General features: G+C 34.8%; 20 protein-coding genes. 3 read left to right on the top strand and 17 right to left on the bottom strand.

Annotation, left to right across the window (positions count from 1 at the left end; all coding sequences use genetic code 11):
• Nucleotides 1-71: 71 nt before the first annotated feature.
• The 4 genes from A3GU_RS0100230 to A3GU_RS0100215 all read right to left on the bottom strand — a co-directional run bounded on the left by A3GU_RS0100230 (nucleotide 72) and on the right by A3GU_RS0100215 (nucleotide 2,468).
• Nucleotides 72-314, bottom strand: a complete 243-nt coding sequence (locus A3GU_RS0100230) for a YneF family protein (protein ID WP_018365521.1) — start codon at nucleotides 312-314, stop codon at nucleotides 72-74.
• A gap of 146 nt (nucleotides 315-460) precedes the next feature.
• Complete coding sequence (locus A3GU_RS0100225) at nucleotides 461-1,150, bottom strand: Bax inhibitor-1/YccA family protein (protein ID WP_018365520.1); 690 nt, start codon at nucleotides 1,148-1,150, stop codon at nucleotides 461-463.
• A 26-nt stretch (nucleotides 1,151-1,176) separates the two neighbouring features.
• Complete coding sequence (locus A3GU_RS0100220) at nucleotides 1,177-1,677, bottom strand: HD domain-containing protein (protein WP_018365519.1); 501 nt, start codon at nucleotides 1,675-1,677, stop codon at nucleotides 1,177-1,179.
• 35 nt (nucleotides 1,678-1,712) lie between these two features.
• Nucleotides 1,713-2,468, bottom strand: a complete 756-nt coding sequence (locus tag A3GU_RS0100215; protein WP_026216397.1) for a TrmH family RNA methyltransferase — start codon at nucleotides 2,466-2,468, stop codon at nucleotides 1,713-1,715.
• A 121-nt stretch (nucleotides 2,469-2,589) separates the two neighbouring features.
• On the opposite strand from A3GU_RS0100215, the gene A3GU_RS0100210 reads away from it, so the two are divergent.
• A complete protein-coding gene (locus A3GU_RS0100210) occupies nucleotides 2,590-2,868 on the top strand; it encodes an acylphosphatase (RefSeq protein ID WP_018365517.1) in 279 nt (92 codons plus the stop codon).
• Between the two features lie 83 nt (nucleotides 2,869-2,951).
• Nucleotides 2,952-3,878: a membrane protein insertase YidC gene (gene yidC / locus A3GU_RS0100205; RefSeq protein WP_018365516.1), complete on the top strand. Its 927-nt coding sequence runs from the start codon at nucleotides 2,952-2,954 to the stop codon at nucleotides 3,876-3,878.
• Between the two features lie 81 nt (nucleotides 3,879-3,959).
• Here the strand turns inward: yidC and greA are convergent, their stop codons facing one another.
• The 6 genes from greA to A3GU_RS0100175 form a co-directional block, all read right to left on the bottom strand.
• Nucleotides 3,960-4,442, bottom strand: coding sequence for a transcription elongation factor GreA (gene greA, locus A3GU_RS0100200; protein ID WP_018365515.1), 483 nt, complete (start codon nucleotides 4,440-4,442; stop codon nucleotides 3,960-3,962).
• 65 nt (nucleotides 4,443-4,507) lie between these two features.
• On the bottom strand, nucleotides 4,508-6,166 hold the full coding sequence (mltG, locus tag A3GU_RS0100195; RefSeq protein ID WP_018365514.1) for an endolytic transglycosylase MltG: 1,659 nt from the start codon (nucleotides 6,164-6,166) through the stop codon (nucleotides 4,508-4,510).
• A gap of 103 nt (nucleotides 6,167-6,269) precedes the next feature.
• Nucleotides 6,270-6,764 carry a GNAT family N-acetyltransferase gene (locus A3GU_RS0100190; RefSeq protein WP_018365513.1) on the bottom strand — a complete coding sequence of 165 codons (495 nt, stop codon included), beginning with the start codon at nucleotides 6,762-6,764 and terminating at the stop codon, nucleotides 6,270-6,272.
• 44 nt (nucleotides 6,765-6,808) lie between these two features.
• A complete protein-coding gene (gene murC / locus A3GU_RS0100185) occupies nucleotides 6,809-8,140 on the bottom strand; it encodes a UDP-N-acetylmuramate--L-alanine ligase (RefSeq protein WP_018365512.1) in 1,332 nt (443 codons plus the stop codon).
• Between the two features lie 37 nt (nucleotides 8,141-8,177).
• Nucleotides 8,178-8,780: a divisome accessory protein ZapJ gene (zapJ, locus tag A3GU_RS0100180; RefSeq protein WP_018365511.1), complete on the bottom strand. Its 603-nt coding sequence runs from the start codon at nucleotides 8,778-8,780 to the stop codon at nucleotides 8,178-8,180.
• 233 nt (nucleotides 8,781-9,013) lie between these two features.
• Nucleotides 9,014-12,109 carry a pilus expression-regulating Snf2 family helicase gene (locus A3GU_RS0100175; protein ID WP_018365510.1) on the bottom strand — a complete coding sequence of 1,032 codons (3,096 nt, stop codon included), beginning with the start codon at nucleotides 12,107-12,109 and terminating at the stop codon, nucleotides 9,014-9,016.
• Nucleotides 12,110-12,594: 485 nt separating this feature from the next.
• Between A3GU_RS0100175 and A3GU_RS0100170 the strand changes: the two genes are divergently transcribed.
• Complete coding sequence (locus A3GU_RS0100170) at nucleotides 12,595-13,263, top strand: thioredoxin family protein (protein ID WP_018365509.1); 669 nt, start codon at nucleotides 12,595-12,597, stop codon at nucleotides 13,261-13,263.
• A 166-nt stretch (nucleotides 13,264-13,429) separates the two neighbouring features.
• On the opposite strand, the gene der is transcribed toward A3GU_RS0100170, so the two are convergent.
• The 7 genes from der to A3GU_RS0100135 form a co-directional block, all read right to left on the bottom strand.
• Nucleotides 13,430-14,740, bottom strand: a complete 1,311-nt coding sequence (gene der / locus A3GU_RS0100165; RefSeq protein ID WP_018365508.1) for a ribosome biogenesis GTPase Der — start codon at nucleotides 14,738-14,740, stop codon at nucleotides 13,430-13,432.
• A 50-nt stretch (nucleotides 14,741-14,790) separates the two neighbouring features.
• The gene (dnaI, locus tag A3GU_RS0100160) at nucleotides 14,791-15,693 is read right to left on the bottom strand and encodes a primosomal protein DnaI (RefSeq protein WP_018365507.1); all 903 of its coding nucleotides are present in this window, start codon (nucleotides 15,691-15,693) and stop codon (nucleotides 14,791-14,793) included.
• Nucleotides 15,694-16,881 carry a DnaD domain protein gene (locus tag A3GU_RS0100155; RefSeq protein WP_018365506.1) on the bottom strand — a complete coding sequence of 396 codons (1,188 nt, stop codon included), beginning with the start codon at nucleotides 16,879-16,881 and terminating at the stop codon, nucleotides 15,694-15,696.
• Entirely contained in the window at nucleotides 16,865-17,359 is a 495-nt protein-coding gene (nrdR, locus tag A3GU_RS0100150; protein WP_018365505.1) for a transcriptional regulator NrdR, read from the bottom strand. Before nrdR ends, A3GU_RS0100155 begins: the two co-directional genes overlap by 17 nt.
• Nucleotides 17,360-17,509: 150 nt before the next feature.
• Nucleotides 17,510-19,015 (bottom strand): HAMP domain-containing sensor histidine kinase, encoded by a 1,506-nt coding sequence (locus A3GU_RS0100145; RefSeq protein ID WP_018365504.1) that lies wholly within the window; start codon nucleotides 19,013-19,015, stop codon nucleotides 17,510-17,512.
• A gap of 2 nt (nucleotides 19,016-19,017) precedes the next feature.
• On the bottom strand, nucleotides 19,018-19,704 hold the full coding sequence (gene covR / locus A3GU_RS0100140; RefSeq protein ID WP_018365503.1) for a two-component system response regulator CovR/CsrR: 687 nt from the start codon (nucleotides 19,702-19,704) through the stop codon (nucleotides 19,018-19,020).
• Between the two features lie 226 nt (nucleotides 19,705-19,930).
• Nucleotides 19,931-20,464, bottom strand: coding sequence for a YceD family protein (locus A3GU_RS0100135; protein WP_018365502.1), 534 nt, complete (start codon nucleotides 20,462-20,464; stop codon nucleotides 19,931-19,933).
• Between the last annotated feature and the right edge of the window lie 104 nt (nucleotides 20,465-20,568).

Here is a 20,568-nt window from a genome sequence, read left to right as displayed (position 1 = left end):
TCTCTTTTTAAGGACTGTTCACTTTTACCAAATAAATGAGTTAGAAAGTAGGACCTACACTCAAATATTCTTTATTTTTTCTTTTTGCTTGTTGCAGCTTTTGATTGCTTAACAATATTACGATAAGTTTGTTGAATCTTTGCTTCACTTGGCTTTTGGCCCATTTGACTCATCATTTCTCGGATAGCTTCTGGGGTTAAACGTGGGTGCTCGCCAATTTCTTTTTCAATTTGTTTACGAGCGATAAAAACACCACCAAACAAGCCACCTGCAAGGGCAATTATTACTATTAAAATCCAAATAGCTGTAGACATATTAATCTCATTTCTCCTAGTTTTTTATTCCCCTTATTATATCAAAAATAGTCATGCTTTACAAATAACAAAAAGAGGCTTTTGTCTAGAATAGCAGAGCTCTTATGTAAAAAACTAGCTTATTATCAAGCTAGTTTCAAGTAACGTTAATCGTTTCTTCCAAAAATCCGAAGAAGACTAATAAATAAGTTAATAAAGTCTAGGTATAAACTCAAGGCCATAGCAACTGCCCAGCCATCTCCAACTTGACCATTTGTAGATTGGTAGACTTTTTTTATCATTTGATTATCTGATGCTATTAAACCTGAGAAAACAAGAACCGAAATAATACTAATGAGATAGCTCATCATGCCACTACTAATAAATAAGTTAACAAGACTAGCAATAATAAGCCCAATCACTGCTGCCATCATAGCCTTACGAATCCCTGACAAATCTTTTTTAGTTCTTGCACCAATAAAAGACATGGCAAAGAAAACCGCAGCAGAGGAAAGAAAGGCCTGTAAAACAGTTGTTTGGGCATAGGCTGCAATGATAAAGCTTAAGGTAAAGCCATTCAGAGCAGAATAGATTAAAAAGAGAGGCAGAGCAGCCGGGGTATTTTTACGAGCAGCTGCACTTGCTACAAATACAAGTAATAATTCGATGATAGCAGCCCCAAAATAAACCCAAGGATGGTTAGCTATAATAGCGATTAAGTTTTCTCTAAAAGGGTAAAGCATGAGGTAAGAAACAAAAGCAGATAGTGCTACTCCCATTCCAACCAAGCTATAAATTTTAGTAAAGAACTGGCTTAAGCCAGCATCTGTTTCACTGTAAATAATATTATCATTCATGAGTTTTCCTCTTTTTCCTTATTTGTTTAATGATTGTGACTATTTAGAGTCTTTCTTTTAAGAATGCGTCTGTTTGCCCAGTGTTTACGTAGGGGCGTGGCTGCTTCTTTGATTGCCCAATACTTATCTACCAAGGTTACAATATAGCTTTCCTTGTAACGAGGAAAGGCTATGGTTGCTCCCCACATATGCTTTAAAATAATATCTTCTTCTTTTTTGTTGATATCTGTTAACTTTTTAGCATTTCTTAGGGCAATTCTGGGATGGACCCAGGCATGGCTTTTATTGAATTTTTGGATGCGCCAATCATAATAAAAGAAGTCATGAAGCAGACCGCCGCGAGCAGTACTCTTGGCATCCCATCCAAAACGTTTTGCTAATCTATAACTTGTATAAGCAACATTAATAGAGTGTTCTAAGCGAGTGGAATGGTGATGTTGTACAATACCGTCTAGTCTTTGGAAACGAGGATGTTCTATCAAAGAACCTACATGTTCCATAAATTCTGAATCTTTTTTATAATCCATATCATATCACCTCCCCTTTATTATACCATATTTGCTTAAATCAAACTGAAAATAAGGATTCCTGCCGCTACTGCAACATTCAAACTCTCAGCCTTTCCTGGCATGTCAATATGAACCAAAACTGTGGCCAGCTCTGCCATTTGCCTGCTAATGCCATTTCCTTCATTTCCCATAACCAAGACAAAGTTAGGGGTCAAGGGTAGTTCTTTATAAGTGATTGAATGTTGAGCAAGGGTAGTTGCTAAAATAGGCATGTCCTTTTGCTTCATCCTCTGGCAAAAAGCATATACATCTGTACGCCATACAGGAATATGAAAATGACTTCCCTGCATGGAGCGAAGGGTTTTTTGGTTGTAAATATCAGCTGATTTTTCAGAGATAATAACGCCGTCAAGCTTAGCTGCGTGGGCTGTTCTGATAATAGTACCAAGGTTTCCAGGATCTTGAACATCTTCTAATAAGAGGTATTTCCCTTCTTTTGTCTCAGGTAATACTAGCTGGGGCATTGCTATCTCAGCAATTATTCCTTGAGGGTTAGGAGAATCTGTTAATTCTTTCAGAACTTCCTTTGCTACCACAATAAGCTTGGCTTGATCTTCAGTAATTCCTAGTGAAACAAGCTGGTCTACCATTTCTTCTAAGACAAAGATATGTAGAAAGACTTGCTTACTTTTCTTAGCTTCTTCAACTAAATGCCAACCTTCAATGAGATAAGAATGCTTCCGATGCTTCTTGGTCAGTAATTTTTTTGTTTGTTTTATGAGTGGGTTTGTTCTAGAACTTATTTTCATGTGCATATTATACCATAAGTTGGTTCTCATCAAAGAGACTAATCCTTCTGCTTAGGAAGGAAACTTATAATAAAGAGGCAAAATACATCTTATGTTATAATAAGATTAATGGAGGCTTACTATGAAAAAGGTACACTTAATTATTTCTGGCAAGGTTCAAGGTGTAGGTTTTCGTTATGCCACTTATGCCCTAGCACAAGAAATGGGAGATATCTATGGGCGTGTCTGGAATAATGAAGACGGAACTGTGGAAATCTTAGCGCAATCTTCTGATTCTTCTAAGTTGACTAGCTTTATTCAAAAAATTAGAAAAGGTCCCTCAAGCTGGTCTAAAGTAACCTATCTTGATGTTTCCATGGGAAACTTTAAGGACTATCATGATTTCAAAGTATCCAATTAGAAAATCAGGCTTTAGAACTATTGTTAAATTGATAAAAAAAAAGTAAAATAGATAAGTATATTAAAAACTAAAGGACAATAACATTGAAAATTAAATTAAATCGCATCCTCTTCTCAGGGCTTGCACTATCCATTCTCTTTACCTTAAGTGGATGTGTTGGTCGAGATTCTCATGGCAATCCAAAAGGTTTTATTTGGGATTACTTTGGTAAGCCAATGTCTTATTTCATTGATTACTTTGCCAACCATATTAACTTAGGCTATGGCTTAGCCATTATTATTGTAACCATTATTGTAAGAACTATCATCTTACCATTAGGCTTATACCAATCATGGAAAGCAAGTTATCAATCTGAAAAGATGGCCTACTTGAAACCTGTTTTTGAGCCTATTAACCAACGTATTAAAAATGCTTCTTCTCAGGAAGAAAAAATTGCTGCTCAGGGAGAATTAATGGCAGCTCAGCGTGAAATGGGGGTTAATATTCTGGGAGGTATGGGTTGTTTACCTCTTTTGATTCAGATGCCCTTCTTCTCTGCTATGTACTTTGCAGCCCAATACACAAAAGGTGTCTCAACAAGCCAGTTCATGGGAATTGACCTTGGTAGCCGTAGTTTGATATTAACTGCTATTATAGCCAGCTTATATTTCTTCCAATCTTGGTTATCTATGCAGGCTGTTTCCCCAGAGCAACGTGCTCAAATGAAAACAATGATGTATACCATGCCTATTATGATGATTTTTATGTCCTTTAACCTTCCAGCCGGAGTTGGCTTGTATTGGTTTGTGGGTGGATTCTTTAGCATCATTCAACAACTTATCACAACTTATATCCTTAAGCCAAAATTGCGCCAAAAAATTGAGGAAGAATATAAAAATAATCCTCCAAAGGCCTATACAGCAGCAAAAAAACGTAAAGATGTTACTGCAAGTCAAAAGAATATTTCTGATCCAATTATTTCTAAACCAAAGACTAACCGCAATGCCGGAAAGCAGAAAAAACGTAACTAAAAATGACTAACAAAATATCCCAGGACACATTTGTCCTGGGATATTTTTAGATAAAAAATCGCTGACTCATCAGCAACTTTCTTACTTTGTTTTTTCAACACTGATAATTTCTACTTGATAGGTAGAAGTTGGTGTTGTAATTGTAGTTGTGTCACCTGTTCTTTTTCCAATCAAGGCTTGTGCAATGGGGCTTTCATTTGATATTTTTCCTGAGAAAATATCTGCACCTGCTGCTCCCACGATATGATAGGTATCTTTATCACTAGTACCTACTTCTTGGACTACAACTGTTTTACCAATTGCTACTTCATCTTTTGCCACAGCATCACTATCAACTACTTGAGCAAAGCGAATTTGTGTTTCCAAGGTTGAAATCTGTCCTTCCACGAAAGCTTGTTCATCTTTTGCAGCATCATATTCTGAATTCTCAGAAAGGTCACCATAAGAACGGGCAATCTTAATACGTTCAACCACTTCTGGACGACGTACCAGTTTTAATTCTTCTAATTCTGCTTCTAATTGTTCTTTTTCAGTTTGGGTCATTGGATAAGTTTTTTCAGCCATTATTTTTCTCTTTTCATTAATTTATTTCAGAAATACAAACATGATGCAATGCATCATGTTTGTATTTACTCAATTTGACTATTAACATACTTGTGAACATTTGCAGAATGCTCTTCATATGTTTTAGCATAATAAACATCGCCAGTGTGAACATTGGCAACAAAGTACAAATAGTCTGTATTAGCAGGTTTAACAGTTGCATCAATTGCTGATAAGCCTGCACTATCTACAGGACCAGGCATTAAACCTGTATTTGTATAAATATTATAGGGGGACTTGATACTTGTATCAATAGCTGCATCTTCAGCTAAGGTAGTTTTCTCCCCTAGTTTATCCATAGCATATAAAACAGCAATATTGGATTGTAAGGCCATGCCATTTTTGAGACGATTATAGAAAACACTTGCGATTTCACGTCTGTCCTCATCTGTAGAGCCTTCTTTTTCAACTAAAGATGCTAAGGTTAAGACTTCATTGACGGTCTTACCACTAGACTCAATTGTATCATAATAAGGAGCTAGAGTTGCATCAGTTGTAGCTAGCATCTCTTCTACCAGATCCTTCATAGTAGAATCTTTGTAATAGTTATAAGTAGCTGGGAAAAGATAGCCTTCTAATTGATAGATTGCTTCTGTTTTCTTTGGCAGATGTGATAAAAGCCTTGGGTATTTTTTAACCATTTCTTTTATGAAAGCATCATCCTGAACAAGGTCCAGGAATTCTTTCGAAGTAAAAGGAGTCTTATCCTTTTTCGATTTGGTATTAACATTATCCGAAATTCCCTTAGCCATTTGTTTAATAGTATAGCCTTCTGGAATTAAAACTTTACCAAGGGCAGGTTTTGTTGGCTCTGCTGTTCCGCCAGCCTGTAAGCTTTTTGAAATCTCTTCTAAAGTCATGCTCTTTTGTAAATTGTAATAGCCACTTTGGAAGTTAGTATAGTTTTTAAATTTAGTATAAAAATTAAAAACGGTACTATTTTTAATCAATCCTTTTTTCTCAAGGGTTTGTCCAATTAATTTATTTCCTGCACCAGCTGGAATTTCAACCAGAACATACTTGTCATCCTTTTTATCAACTGGGTTAAGGCTCGTATAAACAAAGAATGTTGCTATCAAACCAATTAACACAATAAGCAGTAAAAAGGAAGTGATAACCAAGGTTGAGATCTTTCTTGCCACACGATCAGTTCTTTGACGTTTTATTGTATTTTTCCTCACTAAACTTTCCGAATCAAGCCCTTCCCCCTCATTAGAGGCAAGTTGGTAATCCAAATCACTATCATCTAACTCTTCAAAATGATTACCTGCTTCTTCTTGCTTTGATAAGCTATCTTCACTTAATTCTTTAGAGCTTATCATTTCTACTGGAGTAAAAGAGATAGTTTCTGAATAGTCTTGAGACTGCTTGATTTCCTTCTTATGTTTATCCTTATCACTTGCACTGGAAAAAGTAGGTGCTAACTTTTCTTGAGTTTCTTCATCCCTAGCAGTTGATTTTACAGTTTCTTCTTTATATTTCTTATAAAGGTCTACTGTTCTTCGAGCTGCTTCTTGAGCTTCTTGCTCTTTTTGCTGAAATTCCTCTTCTTTTAGACCTTCTTGAAGAAGCGCTTCCTCTTTTTCTTTACGAATCTGATTAGCTTTTTCCAACTCTGCTAAAATTTGCTCTTTAAAGCTTAAATTTTTTTGAATTTTCTGCTTATCATCCTTAAAATCGGTCAAAGCCAATCCTCCTAAACATAATCATTGGCAATTATAACTTAAATAGATGAGAAAAGCAACAAATACCTTTATTTGTCACTAACTTTTTATAAGGAATTCTTGCTTATAATTGCTTTTTATTTTTCCACAACATGTCATACCAAACAGAACCCCCATGTTTAGAATCAGATAAGCCTAAACAAGTAAAACCATTCATCTGGTAGTAAGGAATCAAATAGTCATGACAAGTTAAAATAATTCCCTGCCGCTTTTGTGCCAAGGAGAGGTCCTTAAGTGCTGCAATTAATGCCATACCAATCCCTTGTTGCTGATAGTCTTTAGCAATTGATAGACTAGTTACTGCAATATAGCCTCCACTAGCTGGATTCTCCTTAATTTGATGAAAAAGTGAATCTTCAAGGTGAGGTTCCAGAACAACGGGACCTTCTATATAACCAACAATTTTTTGATTGATTTCTGCAACAAGAAAAGTATCCTTAATCAAGCTTGTCCTTTGCCTAATTGCCTCAATACTAGCAGCTTCTTCTTTAGAAAAATTGTCACATTCAATTTCATAAATAAACTGCCAATCAGCTTCACTTACATTCCTAATAAACATATCTATCCTTTTTATGAGAAAAGCCTGCCTAGGGCAGGATCTCTCTATTGATTATTCTGAGTTAAATTAGCTAACAGTTCTTCAAAGGATCTTTCATAAAGTTGAATATCCCCAGCTCCCATAAAGACATAGACAGCATTTTCACGGTCTAAAAGAGGTGACACATTTTCAACAGTAATGACTTTTGAAGGTTTTATAATTTTTTCTGCTAGATCTTCAACCTTGACCTCACCCTTGTCAATTTCACGCGCCGAGCCATAAATTTGTGCTAGGTAGACATGATCAGCTTCATTTAAGGCTTGAGCAAACTCATCCAGCAAAGCTATCGTCCGTGTAAAGGTGTGTGGTTGAAAAATAGCCACTATTTCTTTACTAGGATACTTTTGTCTGGCAGCATCAATCGTTGCAATAATTTCTGTTGGATGGTGGGCAAAATCATCAATAATGATAGTATCATTGATAATCTTTTCAGTAAAGCGACGCTTAACTCCTGAGAAAGTCTTCATATGTTCAGACACTAAGTCTAAATCGATTCCTGCAATGTAAAGATTAGCAATCACAGCTGTCGCATTTAAAATATTATGACGCCCGTAAGCTGGCACATGGAATTCACCAATAACCTGTCCATCATGTTTTACTTTAAAATCTGATCCATTAGTGGTTCTAGTGATATCACAGGCCACGAAATCATTACTATCTTCAAAACCATAATAATAGATAGGGGCATTTGCTGTAATAGCTTTTAATTCCTGATCTTCTCCGTAAACAAATAAGGCTTTTTTTACCTGTTTTGCATAATCATTGAAGGCATTAAAAACATCTTCAATACCTGTAAAATAGTCAGGATGATCAAAATCAATATTTGTAATAATGGAATATTCTGGGTGGTAAGGCATGAAATGGCGTTCATATTCATCAGATTCAAAAACAAAGTAATGGGCATTTGCTGAGCCTCTACCTGTACCATCTCCGATGAGATAGGATGTATCTGTAATATTTTTTAAGACATGAGATAAGAGCCCAGTAGTTGAGGTTTTACCGTGAGCACCAGCCACACCAAAACTGATAAAGCGTTGCATGAACTCCCCTAAAAATTCATGGTATCTTTTAAAAGGAATATTATTTTTTATAGCAAAAGCTAGTTCATCATTGTTATCTTCTCGAAAGGCATTACCAGCTATAACTTCTATATTCTCAGAAATATTATCTTCACTAAAAGGAAGAATCTTTATCCCTGCTTGTTCTAGTCCTCTTTGTGTAAAATAGTATTTCTCTACATCACTTCCTTGAACCTTATGTCCCATTTGATGAAGCATCAAGGCCAAGGCACTCATACCTGCTCCTTTTATTCCAATAAAATGATAGCTTTTTGACATCATTACTCCTTTTTTAACTCTAAATCTATACTATTTATCAACTGAGTTCATCAAATCTTGTTAAGTTCAACTCTTGTGCAATAGATTTTTCTTTTTGTAAACGTGCTTCTTGATTATTGTAAATTTGGCTGCGCTTGAGGAAATCATAATTGTTTTTACTAGTAGAATCTGTCTTAGCTTGTTTTGGTTCCTTATACTGCTTAGGAATTTCTGCTAAGATATAAGAATCTTGGCTTAGATTTTTACTTAAACGATTCCATTTATTATCTGACTTGATAGCTTGTTTTGATAACTCTTTAGGATTATCACGACCAATTTTATGAAAAGAGGACTTTGTATTGTGAGTCATTTCCTTTGCAATATAAGACTGTCGTTTTTCTTTCAAATCTTTTCGAGCTCGTTTTTTGGCCTCTTGTGCATAGTTACGTCCTTCATCAATCGTAGACAAACGACTAGAAGGATCATTATAGGGAAGAGTTGCTGAGCTAGGATTATCATGAGCCATATCATCATAATGTTTATCCTGATAGTAACCATGGATATTTGTAATTAAATCTTCATTTTCATACAAGTTCATCTGACGAGCTAATTCAATAATAGGCTGTCCATCTGCAACTAATGGAAATACATGTTTAGTCATATTTTTAATTACCCTTCTTTACTATAGCATTTTTTATTATAAACTAAAAACTCCTATTTTTCAAAGCATTCCTTCAATAAATTGTATAAACAATTAAAATTCAATAGAAAATTCTGACTATCATCTTTTTTAGTCTAGTTTCACCTGTAAAATCCTTGCTAACTTACTATTTTTCAAAAAGAAGTTCCTTATAAGAGTTATTTATAAAAAAGCCAGCTCCATAAGAAGCTGACTTAATCAGAAGTAAGACCTAGTATATCTTTGATGTCATCAATTGTCATGCTAGCTCTATTTTCATTGCCATCTAAGACTGTCGTGACCAGATTCTTTTTATTTTCCTGTAATTCTAGTATCTTTTCTTCAATTGTTCCTCTTGTAATTAAACGATAAACCTCAACATTTTCTCTTTGACCAATCCGATGAGCACGGCTAATCGCTTGCATTTCAACTGCCGGATTCCACCATAAATCAATAAGGACAACCGTGTCAGCTCCAGTTAAATTCAAGCCTACTCCCCCTGCTTTTAAAGAAATCAAGAAGGCATCTTTTGATCCAGCATTAAAGGCTCTGGTCATTTCCTGCCTCTCATTGGCTGGGGTAGAACCTGTTATTTTATAGGAACTTAGGCCTAATTTTTCCATTTCTATTCCAGCAATATCAAGCATGCCACGAAATTGTGAAAAGATTAAAGCCCGATGACCATTTTCCTTAATTTGCAAAAGAAGGGTTTTGAGACTATCTAATTTACCACTTTCACCATCAAAAGGCATGAAGAGACTTGGTGTATCACAAATTTGTCTTAAGCGAGTTATCCCTGATAAAATCTCAATTTTTTGTCTATTAATATCAGTGTCTGAAGCATTCCTTATCCGATCTTGCATCTGCCTTAGCTGCGCTAAATAAATAGCTTTTTGGCTGTCTGACATTTCGTTAGAATAATTGATTTCAATCAGGTCTGGTAACTCAGGTAGAACCTCTTCTTTTCGACGACGCATGATAAATGGTTTAATATAGCGAGCGACCTGTTTTGCCTCTAGTTTCAAAAATTCTTTTTTACTAGGTAATAAGCCTGGTAAAACAATTTGAAAAATAGACCAGATTTCTAATAATTTATTTTCAATAGGTGTCCCTGAAAGAGCAAAGCAATTCTTAGCATTAAAGGATTTCAAGCTTTGAGCAATCTTTGTCTGTGAATTTTTTATGACCTGAGCTTCATCCAAAATTAAATAGTCATAGTGATACTGACTGTAATTATCAAAGTCCTGCCTAAAAGAAGAATAACTTGTTATGGTAACTTGATGTTCTTCTGCTATCAACTGGTCCCTGACTTGTTTTAATCCATAAGAAACGACAACATCAACATCTGGAGTAAATTTATGAAACTCATCTAACCAATTATAAATAAGACTTGAAGGTGACAAGATAAGTATCTTAGAATTCTTATGCAATTTACTTTTTAAGAAGGAAATTGTCTGTAAGGTTTTACCAAGCCCCATATCATCTGCTAGAATTCCTCCAAAACCATATTTATCTAAAACCGACAGCCATTTAATCCCTTGATATTGGTAATCTCGAATATCAGCCTCTACATCAAGGTCTGGTAAAGTATAGTTTTCTGGATGGGTTAAATCCGAAACTAATTCTTCCAATTCTTGTGAGAAATGCACATTAGACATGTCTGAAAAGAGCTGAGACACTTGCATAGCTGCAATGCCATCCAACTGCATATGACCATTTCCTAGTTGTCTTGCCCTGAGCTTTTGCAAGGAATGACTAATTTTTTGGGTTTCATTATCAAAAAGGACTAACTTTCCTTTCTTGCTAATAAAGTAAGGTTGATTATTAAAAAGTGCATCTAGAGCATCTTCTACATCATCTTCAAGGACCTTAGAAAAGTCAAAGGAAATATCCAGTAGTCCAGCCTTATTCTCAATAGCAATTTGGGGCACTTCAGAAAATGTGAGAGCTTCGATGTGATCTGATAAGGTTACGGTTCCAAGTTTTTCCAAATATGGGATGGTTTCTGTAAAGAATTGATAGATATCATGGTCAGTTTTTATTTCTTTTTTGGATCTAAATTTAGAAGAAAAACCATAGCGAGTAAGTGCTCTATAGATTTTTTCTTCTTTTTTATAATGGCTAGCAAAAGGAAGATGTCCAAGGCTTCTTTTATTTTTGATCTGGATGTCACCATAGTCAAAAACAAGTTGTAAGATAATAGTGTCTTTGCCTTCCAAATCAAAATTAAAGCTCACATCAAAGTCTTTAATTTCAAAACTTTTAGGGGCTGTCACTTGGCCTATCTCTTGAAAATCTAAAAGACTGGCAGCTAATTTTGCCTGATCATCCAAATCAAATTGAATATGTTTACTTAAGTCAGATTGGACAGGTAAACTTCTGATAGCTGATACTATTTTTTGCTGTTTTAAATTCAAATGGTAAAAGGTATTACGATAGAGGATATATTCATTATCAAATAAATAATACAGATTTTTTTCTAGTATCTGTAGTTCTATTGATTTACGATCTACCTCTACTATAAATTGAAACAAGCCTGAATCTTGACTTAAGGATTTCACAAAGAGATTAGAAAAATTTCCTTCAGGCCCCTCAAATGAAAAATCATACAAGGAAGTTAAGGTATAAATGCCCTCTTCAAAGAAACCACTAGGAAGAACCAAGTGTCTGGCATGGTTAGTAAATATAAAATTCTGATCTGCTTGGCTTATACCTGAAGTTAGTCGCCAAAGAAAATAGATTAAATCCTGACTAGCCTGGTCAAAGCGCAAGATAGATAGAGGCTCATAATAATTTTTACCAATCTGATAAAAGCCTTCTTTTTTGACAAGGTTAATAAAAGCATGAATATCTCTAATAATATAAGCCTTATCCCCAGGGAGGCGATTAAGTTTCAAACTCCACCAAAAGTCCGAGGAAAAAGGACTCCTGCTAGCTGTCGCCGACAAACGATACATTACTGTATCATCTTCATTCATAGCAAGACTATCTAAAAATAAACTTCCAAAAGATGTCAATTTTTGATTAATCTGCTTATCCTCAATATGATTAGCCAATTCTTCAGCAATCTGTTTTCCTTCTTGATCATTTTTCAAAAAATATTCAAGTGCCGCAATATGTTGACAATATCTTTTTTTATCAAATAAGGAACAGGGGCAATAGATCTCATCATCTTCAACACCATAATGCACAAGAAAAGAATCAACTCTTGCCTGTAAAGAATCCTCATTTCTTTCTAAAATCGAAACTAAACCTTCATTATAAAGGTCAATCCCTTGATTACGTATACGTCCTGGAATTAATCTAGCCATAACTTCCCTACCTTTTTGCTTATCCTTTAATTATAACAAAATTCATAGGAGATTTCTGAGAAAAATTCGCATTAAAACAAAAAAGAATTACCTAGACAAAAAGTGCACTTTCATTCTGCCTAACTCTAATAAAAAGATTTTCCATGGAATCTAGACTAGCATTCTTCTAAGAGCTTTACGTAGCAGCCGCCTTAATCTTTAATTTTTTTAGCATTTTTGTTTCTATATATTAATTTTATTTTAAATAATATATTGTTTTCTTTAGAATAAAATTATAAAATTAAATTATCCAAGCTTTATTTTCAACTTGCTCCTATAATTTGTAGAAAGCTGGCTGTCTAGTATGTACTTACAAATTAGCTGCTGAACTAGCTGTTACAGGCTTATTGGAAACTAGCTTTATACTTGGACTCTATGCCTGAAATTTGGCAAGAAAGTATCAAAACATTTAAAAAGATTTACATAATTACAAACAGAGGACTCTTATGACAAAACGTAACCTTACTCTCACATTAATTATTTCAATTTTAGGTCTCATCACTTATTGTTGGCTTGGCTTTCCCAGATTAACCCTTTATAATTTTGGAGTTCCCGTCCTCATTCTTCTTTTTTTCTGGCTTATTTCAGAATTCTTTTTGAACCTAAAAGGAAAGCTTCCAGCTGAAAAAGAAAGGAAGGTCCTCTGCATCTGGTATTTGGCTTTGTTTATTATTTTTGCCTTTTATCTCTTGATTTTTTCAGGTAAAATAAACAGCTCTCCAAAAGCAGCCAGCAATAGTAGTCAAAAAATTGTAGCAACTTCAGCCTACGACAATGCCATTAAACGAATGACCGCAGTTTCACACAAAACTGTTCTCCAACTGGTTTCAAGAGACAAGTTCACCTTACTATATATGGGAAGAAAATCATGTCCCCACTGTCAGCAGTTTATGACAGTTTTTGAACCAAGTTTGAAAAAGACAAAAAAGCAAGTTTATTATCTCAATAGTGAGAAGATGTCTGATAGTCTCTATCGGTTCGCTGATAAATATAAGATTGAGGAAATCCCCCAACTTATGGCCTTTCGAAAAGGACATTTAATTGAAACTTTTGAAGGTAAGCCGGATGAAAAGAGTATTTTAGCTTTTTTAGATAACTATTCTGATTCAGAATAGACAGATTTAGGGCTTGGCCAGTCAAGACATACCCATGAAACTAATTGCTCAATAAAACATCTTCCTAGCCCTATTTAATGAGTGCATCTATATAGCAAATCATTATCTATATAATAAAACTGTACTTCATAAGTTAGACCAACTAACTCGTGAAGTACAGTATTTTTTATTTTCTTTTTCTAGCAATCAAGTGGATTGGTGTTCCTTCAAAGGTGAAGGCAGATCGAATCTGATTTTCTAAGAAACGCAAATATGAAAAATGCATGAGTTCTTCTTCGTTGACAAAGATAACAAATGTTGGCGGCTTAACAGATACTTGTGTGGCATAGAAAATCTTAAGTCGCTTACCTTTATCTGTTGGAGTTGGATTAATAGCAATAGCATCCATAATGACATCATTTAAGACAGCAGACGGAATACGTCTGTTTTGACTATCACTAATGTGTTTAATCAACTCTGGTAGCTTGTTAAGTCTTTGTTTGGTTACAGCTGAGACAAAGATAATGGGGGCGTAGGTTAAAAATTGGAATTGATCACGAATATCAGCTTCCCATTTAGTAACGGTATGATTATCTTTTTCAAGGGTATCCCACTTGTTCACAACAATGATAATTCCCTTACCGGCCTCATGGGCAAATCCAGCAATACGCTTATCGTACTCTCTGATACCTTCTTCAGCATTGATAACCATTAAAATAACATCTGAACGATCAATAGCACGCATGGCACGCATGACAGAGTACTTTTCTGTATTTTCATAAACCTTACCTGATTTACGCATACCAGCAGTATCAATCATGGTATATTCTTGACCTTGATCATCTACAAAATTAGTATCAATAGCATCTCTTGTTGTACCAGCAAGAGGACTTGCTATAACACGATCTTCCCCCAAGATAGCATTGATTAAGCTAGATTTCCCTACATTAGGACGTCCAATTAAGCTAAAGCGAATAATATCATCCTTAACCTCTGCTTCTTCCACAGGTAGGTTTTCCACAATAGCATCAAGAATATCGCCTGTTCCAATACCATGCACAGAAGATATAGGATAAGGGTCTCCCAAGCCTAGTGAATAAAAGTCAAAGATATCATTACGCATCTCTGGATTATCCACCTTATTGACAGCTAGAATAACCGGGGTCTTAGTCCGATAAAGAATTTTTGAAACATATTCATCTGCATCTGTAACCCCTTCTTTACCAGAAACCACAAAAACAATAACATCTGCTTCTTCCATGGCAATTTGGGCTTGATGTTTTATTTGTTCCATAAATGGTGCATCTACATCATCAATCCCACCAGTATCAATGAGTGAGAACTTTCTATTGAGCCACTCTCCAGTAGTATAAATACGGTCACGTGTTACACCTTCCACATCTTCAACAATGGAAATACGCTCCCCTGCAATTCGGTTAAATAAGGTGGACTTTCCGACATTCGGACGTCCAACAATGGCAACTGTAGGTAAAACCATGATTCTCCTTCTCTTGGTAACTCTTTTAGTTACCCTTAAATTAATATACGTTAGCGACGGTTGGCGCCTTCCAGGTGGAATTCATCTGCTAAGTAACGAACACGTTCCATAACCCTTTTAGCTTGCCAGGTCTCATCATTTCCTTTAATATTGGCCCATTTTCTTTCCAAATCATGAAAACTATAATTAGATGTGAAAAAGGTTGGCAATTCTTCAAGCATACGATATTGCAAAATAACCTGTAAAACCTCATCTCGAACCCAAGAGGTAGCCTGCTCAGCACCTATATCATCTAAGATTAAAATAGGCACATTCTTTACAGCATCAATTTCATCTTTAACTGAACCCTTAGAAATAGCATTCTTAACATCTATAGTAAAGGTTGGAAAATGAAGTAAAGTTGTCGATACAGCCTTCTTTTCAGAAAGTTCCCTGGCCATAGCAGCCATGAGATAAGACTTGCCAATCCCCATATCACCATATAAGTAGAGACCTTTTTGGCTCTTATTAGGATATTGCTCAACAAAATCAAGTAATTGTGACAGGGCCTTCATGCGACTAGAATTATCAATATCAAAATCAGACATTTCAATATCACGATAGGATTTTGGTAAATTGACCAAATTAATACGCTCAGATATTTCCGCCTCTTTTTTAGCTTCCACTAATTCCTTGGTTTCTAAATAAGAAACATCCGCATAACCTTCATTCATGACTAAAATAGGAAGATAGCCCTTGGCAATATAGTTAGTAGCTGATGACTGATATCTTTGCCTCTCAAGTAAGAATTGGTTAAATTTTGAAAGGCTAAGTTTGATTTGCTCTTCTGTCATCTTATGGCTAGTGATGAAAGCCGCCACTTCTGGATCAGAAAGGATTGTTTTAAATAATTGATCTGAGTTGATACGATTGGCATGATTTAATTTACCCAATGTCTCTCCTATTTTTTCCATCTAATCACCACCTTTTTTGAGTTTATTCAAGCGTTGTAAAGCTTCTTTTTTAAACTTATCAAGTTGCAATTGTTCTTCTTGAGTCGTTTTTTCTTGATAGTCAGGATTGCTCCAGGTAGGAACATTACTTTTGCTGGACTTAGCTTTAGTCTCCTGCCTTTTATCTCCAAAACTACGCATCTTTAAAACAGCATCTTCTGCACTTACAATCTTTTGATAAGAAAAATCATTGGCAATTTTCAAGATATAGTTTTTTTGAAGATTAGCCGACTTGGTTTTATTAAAGGTATAAAGAACCATAACATTAATGACTTCATCCAAAAAATCCATTTTAGCAAGACTAATTAAGAGCTCTTTTTCATCCTTAGTAACCCTTGCCCGACGTGCTTTTTTTATTTTTTCAAGGAATAGCTGAGCTGTATCAGCCTTAGCTTCTCTAATAATTATTTGTTCAGCGCTGGTAAAGTCACCTTGCTTTATTTTCTCTGAAGCATTCGCCTTCTGTGCTTTTTTAGCAAGCATTCGACTAGGTGCAATTTTCCCATTAATAGCTGTTTCTTTAGCCAAATTATAGGTATCAAACCAAGTCATCCCATATTTTTCTGACAAACTATATAAGGTGATAACATCTTCATTTTCATTGACAAACTGAAGCCCGTCACGACCCATTAGTTGCTGGAAACTGACCAAATCAAAGGTAACTGTTTTTTTGACTTTCTTAATTTCTTCTCTTGATGAATCAGAGCTCTTACCAAATACATCCGAAAAACGTTTGGAGATATTTCGTGCTGCTTGTGGAATTTTTATTTCTAAGTCTGAAACAGCCAACTGGCCAATCTTTTGTTCTAACAAACGACGATAGATGGGATTGGCTAAAAATTCTTCATTGTCCATGCTTGGTTGGATCTTAAAAAGATAGTGGTCTGGGAGTTGGTATAAAACAAGTAAATCCACTGCCGTCAGCATGACCAAGGCATCCTCCAAACGTGTCATTCCAAATTGAAGATGATTCAATAATTCAGTGAATTTGTGACTTCTTTTCCCCTCATCACAAAAATTGATGAGGTATTGATAAACAGCAACTGCATCATTTCCAATAATGGGAAAGTAGAGCTGAATGAGGCTATTTGAGTTACAAAGAACTTTATTATGTTTTAAATAATAAAAGTCATCAATTGGTTTGATCATTTACACTACTCTTCTTTTTTCCTCTAACACGATTTGTAATTTGTTGAAGCAATTCTTCAATTTCATCCACATCTTTAAAACTCTTATAGACACTAGCAAATCTGACATAGGTAATTTCATCTAGCTCGGCTAATTCTTCCATAACAAGGTTACCAATAGCTGTGCTAGCTACTTCATTTTCATAATTGGAACGAACCTTTTGCTCGATTCTTGAAATAAGGTTTTCAATATCAGTACTAGAAACAGGACGTTTCTGAGCACTTTGTACTACACCGTTTAAGATTTTATCTCTAGAAAATTGTTCACGAGTTCCGTCTTTTTTGATTACTAATAAGGGGAGTTCTTCAATGCGTTCAAAGGTGGTGAAACGTGCATGACATTTTTCACACTCTCTTCGACGACGAATAGTATTCCCATCTTCTGCTTGTCTACTATCGACAACACTGGATTTATTGTAACTACATTTTGGACAACGCACGCAAACACCCCAATTCTATCAAATTAATCTAATCACTCTATTTTATCATAAAATAAGTTTTAACAAAAGAATATTAAATAGTTTCACTTCTTGACCTATTAAAATCATCACTAAATCAGTTAAAAACAAAACTAGCCAATATTAAATCGACTAGTTCTTATCTGTTTGAGCCAAAGGAATGTAGATAATAAAGGTAGACCCTTGATTAATCTCACTCTCTACTTTCATAGACAATTGGTAACCTTCAACAATTTGTTCTAAAATGGATAAACCAATACCAAGCCCACTTTGAGTGCTGGTTCTATTTCGAGACTTATCAGTTCTATAGAAACGTTCAAAGATATGTTTAATATCTTCTTGTGAAATGCCTTCACCACGGTCCTTGACCTTGACAATAGCCTGTTCAGCTTCATGATCAACTTCTAATTCTACTGAGATTACTTTTTCTACCCGAGAATACTTAATAGCATTATCAATTAAAATCATCAGAGCCTGTTCAAAGTGATTTTTATATATCTTAGCTAGAGTTTTTGTGTCTCTTATTTGCCAATCAAAGACAAAATCATCTTTTAAAACTTTAAAATTACCAATAACTGTCTCAATAGAGCTCTCTAAGTCTGTAACATCATCCTGATGCCCTTCAAAGCTTCCTTGAACCCTAATCATATCAAGCATGTCATTAATCATGATAGCCATACGATCTGCTTCATGAGCAGTTGCATTTAGACTTTCTTCAAGTATTTCACTGTCATCTTTACCCCAACGCTGGAGAAGGCCGATATGACCTTTAATAATAGCGACAGGTGTCCTTAACTCATGACTGACATCACTAATAAAGCGAGACTGTAAATTAGTATAATTTTCCACCTTATCAAGCATGGTATCAAAAATAAGGGATAACTCCTCAATTTCATCTCCTGATCTAATATGTGACCTCAAGGCCAGATTGTTAGGATTATCTGAAATATTACTCATAACACCATGAAGGTTTTTTAAGGGTTTCAAAAATTTTATAGTTGAAAAATAGATAATCAAATAAGCTAGACAGGTTCCGAAAAGTTCAACAAAGATGAGCCAGATTAAAAGACGTGTCCTTATTAAGAAATAGTCTTCTAAATCCTGATAGATTTGGACATAACCAATTAGTCGCCCTGTGTTTTTAGAATATACTTTCCGTATAATGGAAAAGCCCCTATACTGGTTAACAACTTCATCCTTAAAAACCCTATCAATAGGACCTTCTAACTCTACGGAATCTTCCTGATCATCAGTTGTGAAAATCATCCTCTTATCAAGATTGTAGATATAAATTTCTTGCTTTGTATCAAGAATATTTGTCAAATCCCGTTTACTTTTGATTAATTCAGTACCTCTAGTTGAATTAATCCTTAAGCTGGTCTTGTCATTTTGGTATAAGACATCAGCTAAGTTATCAAATGTAAAATTAGAGTCCACCTCAGACAGACGAACTCTAACTAAATTAACAGTTTGATAAAGAGATTGCTTTTCTTTTTTTAATAAAAAGTAATTAGTAGAAGAATAAGCGATCAAAGTAAAGGAAGAAAAAATACAGAAAAAGAGGATAAAGAATAGATTGGATAAACGTATAGGTAGGGACCTTTTATACTTTTTTGTAATGCGCCTCTTTTTTAACATATTTATTTCTCGCGAATAACATACCCCATGCCACGGACAGTTTGAATATAAGATTCTCTGCCTGGCATATCAATTTTCCCACGTAGGTAACGAATATAAACATCTACAACATTTGTTTCTACTGCTTCATCATATTTCCAAACATTAGATAACAACTCTTCACGCGTCATAACACGATTCATGTTGGTCATGAGAATATTAAGCAAGTCATATTCACGTTTAGTTAAGGAAATCTCATCATCTCCACGATTAACAGACCTGTTTTGTGGGTTTAACACTAAATCTCTATAAATACCTTGGTTAGGAGTCTTCTTTTCTGTTTCAATATCTTGACGACGGAAAATAGCACGGATACGCGCTAGCAATTCTTCAATTGCAAATGGTTTTACAATATAATCATCTGCACCGCGGTCAAGCCCTGCTACTACATCCATAATAGAATCACGCGCAGTCATCATCATAATATAAGTTGTTTTTTCAGTCTGAAGACGACGTGTCACTTCAAAACCATCCATTTCAGGCAACATTAAGTCCAATAGAATCAAATCAAAATCTTTTTCTAGAGCTGTTTCTAGGCCTTCACGACCATTAACCTCTACTGTTACTTCATAGCCTTCATGTTGAAGTTCAAGTGAGACAAATCTTGCTAGATTTTTTTCATCTTCAACGATCAAAATTTTCTTTGTCATAAGTACCGTTCCTTATCTCATTCGCTATCAGTTTGACTATTTAACGAATGCTAGTTCATTTAATTTTTTATGTCTATGGATTTATTAGTAGTAAGTCAAAGTAAGATAACAATGCACTTTCTCCTGATAAAACCAATTTGACATACTAAGCATAGATTGAGTAAAGTATACCAAAATTAGACCAATAATACAATTAAAAAATTACAATTTTCTTAAATATTCAGTTTTATTCATCAAAAAGATTTTCTAAGCTAGCAAAAGGATTACTTTCTTTTTGATTTTCTTCCTTTAGTGCTTGATATTGTTCCTCAGTCATTACAACCCAGTCCTGTCCACTTGGCAAGTCTTCTTTTTCTTCCTCATCAGGAGCTAGGACTTGTAAGGGAATGGCTAAAAGAATATTATCAATGATACTTTCTTCCAAATCAATATAATCTTTGGTTAGGAGCAAAACAAGTTCTTCATCCACCAAATCAGAATTATAAGTGAGATTCCCTTCTTCTACAAATATTTCTTCAATAAATCGATCTTCTTTTAAGTGAACTTCTTTCATTGAACGACTTGAAGGTAAGACTAAAGTATACAAAAGCTGATAGTTCAAAAAGAACAAGCCATTTTTATAAACAAGACTACCACTTGCCTTGAGATCCTTAATATCAATGATTTCTGGATTTCTTTTTATTAATTTAACTTTAATATCGAAAGTTTCATCAAAGCTGATGCCCTCGTGTTTCTTTTTCAGTTCTGAAATAAATATCATATTTTCCCCTAATAAATCTTTAATTAAATTTTTACTATTATTTCAAGCGTTTGTCAACTCTTTTATTAGAAAAGATAATCATTAAATGGCCTTAAGAATTTGCC

The organism is Streptococcus didelphis DSM 15616 (genome assembly GCF_000380005.1).
In the GTDB taxonomy this organism is placed as follows: domain Bacteria; phylum Bacillota; class Bacilli; order Lactobacillales; family Streptococcaceae; genus Streptococcus; species Streptococcus didelphis.
The sequence above is the reverse complement of the archived record's forward strand: the minus strand, read 5'-3'. Positions and strand labels throughout refer to the sequence as shown.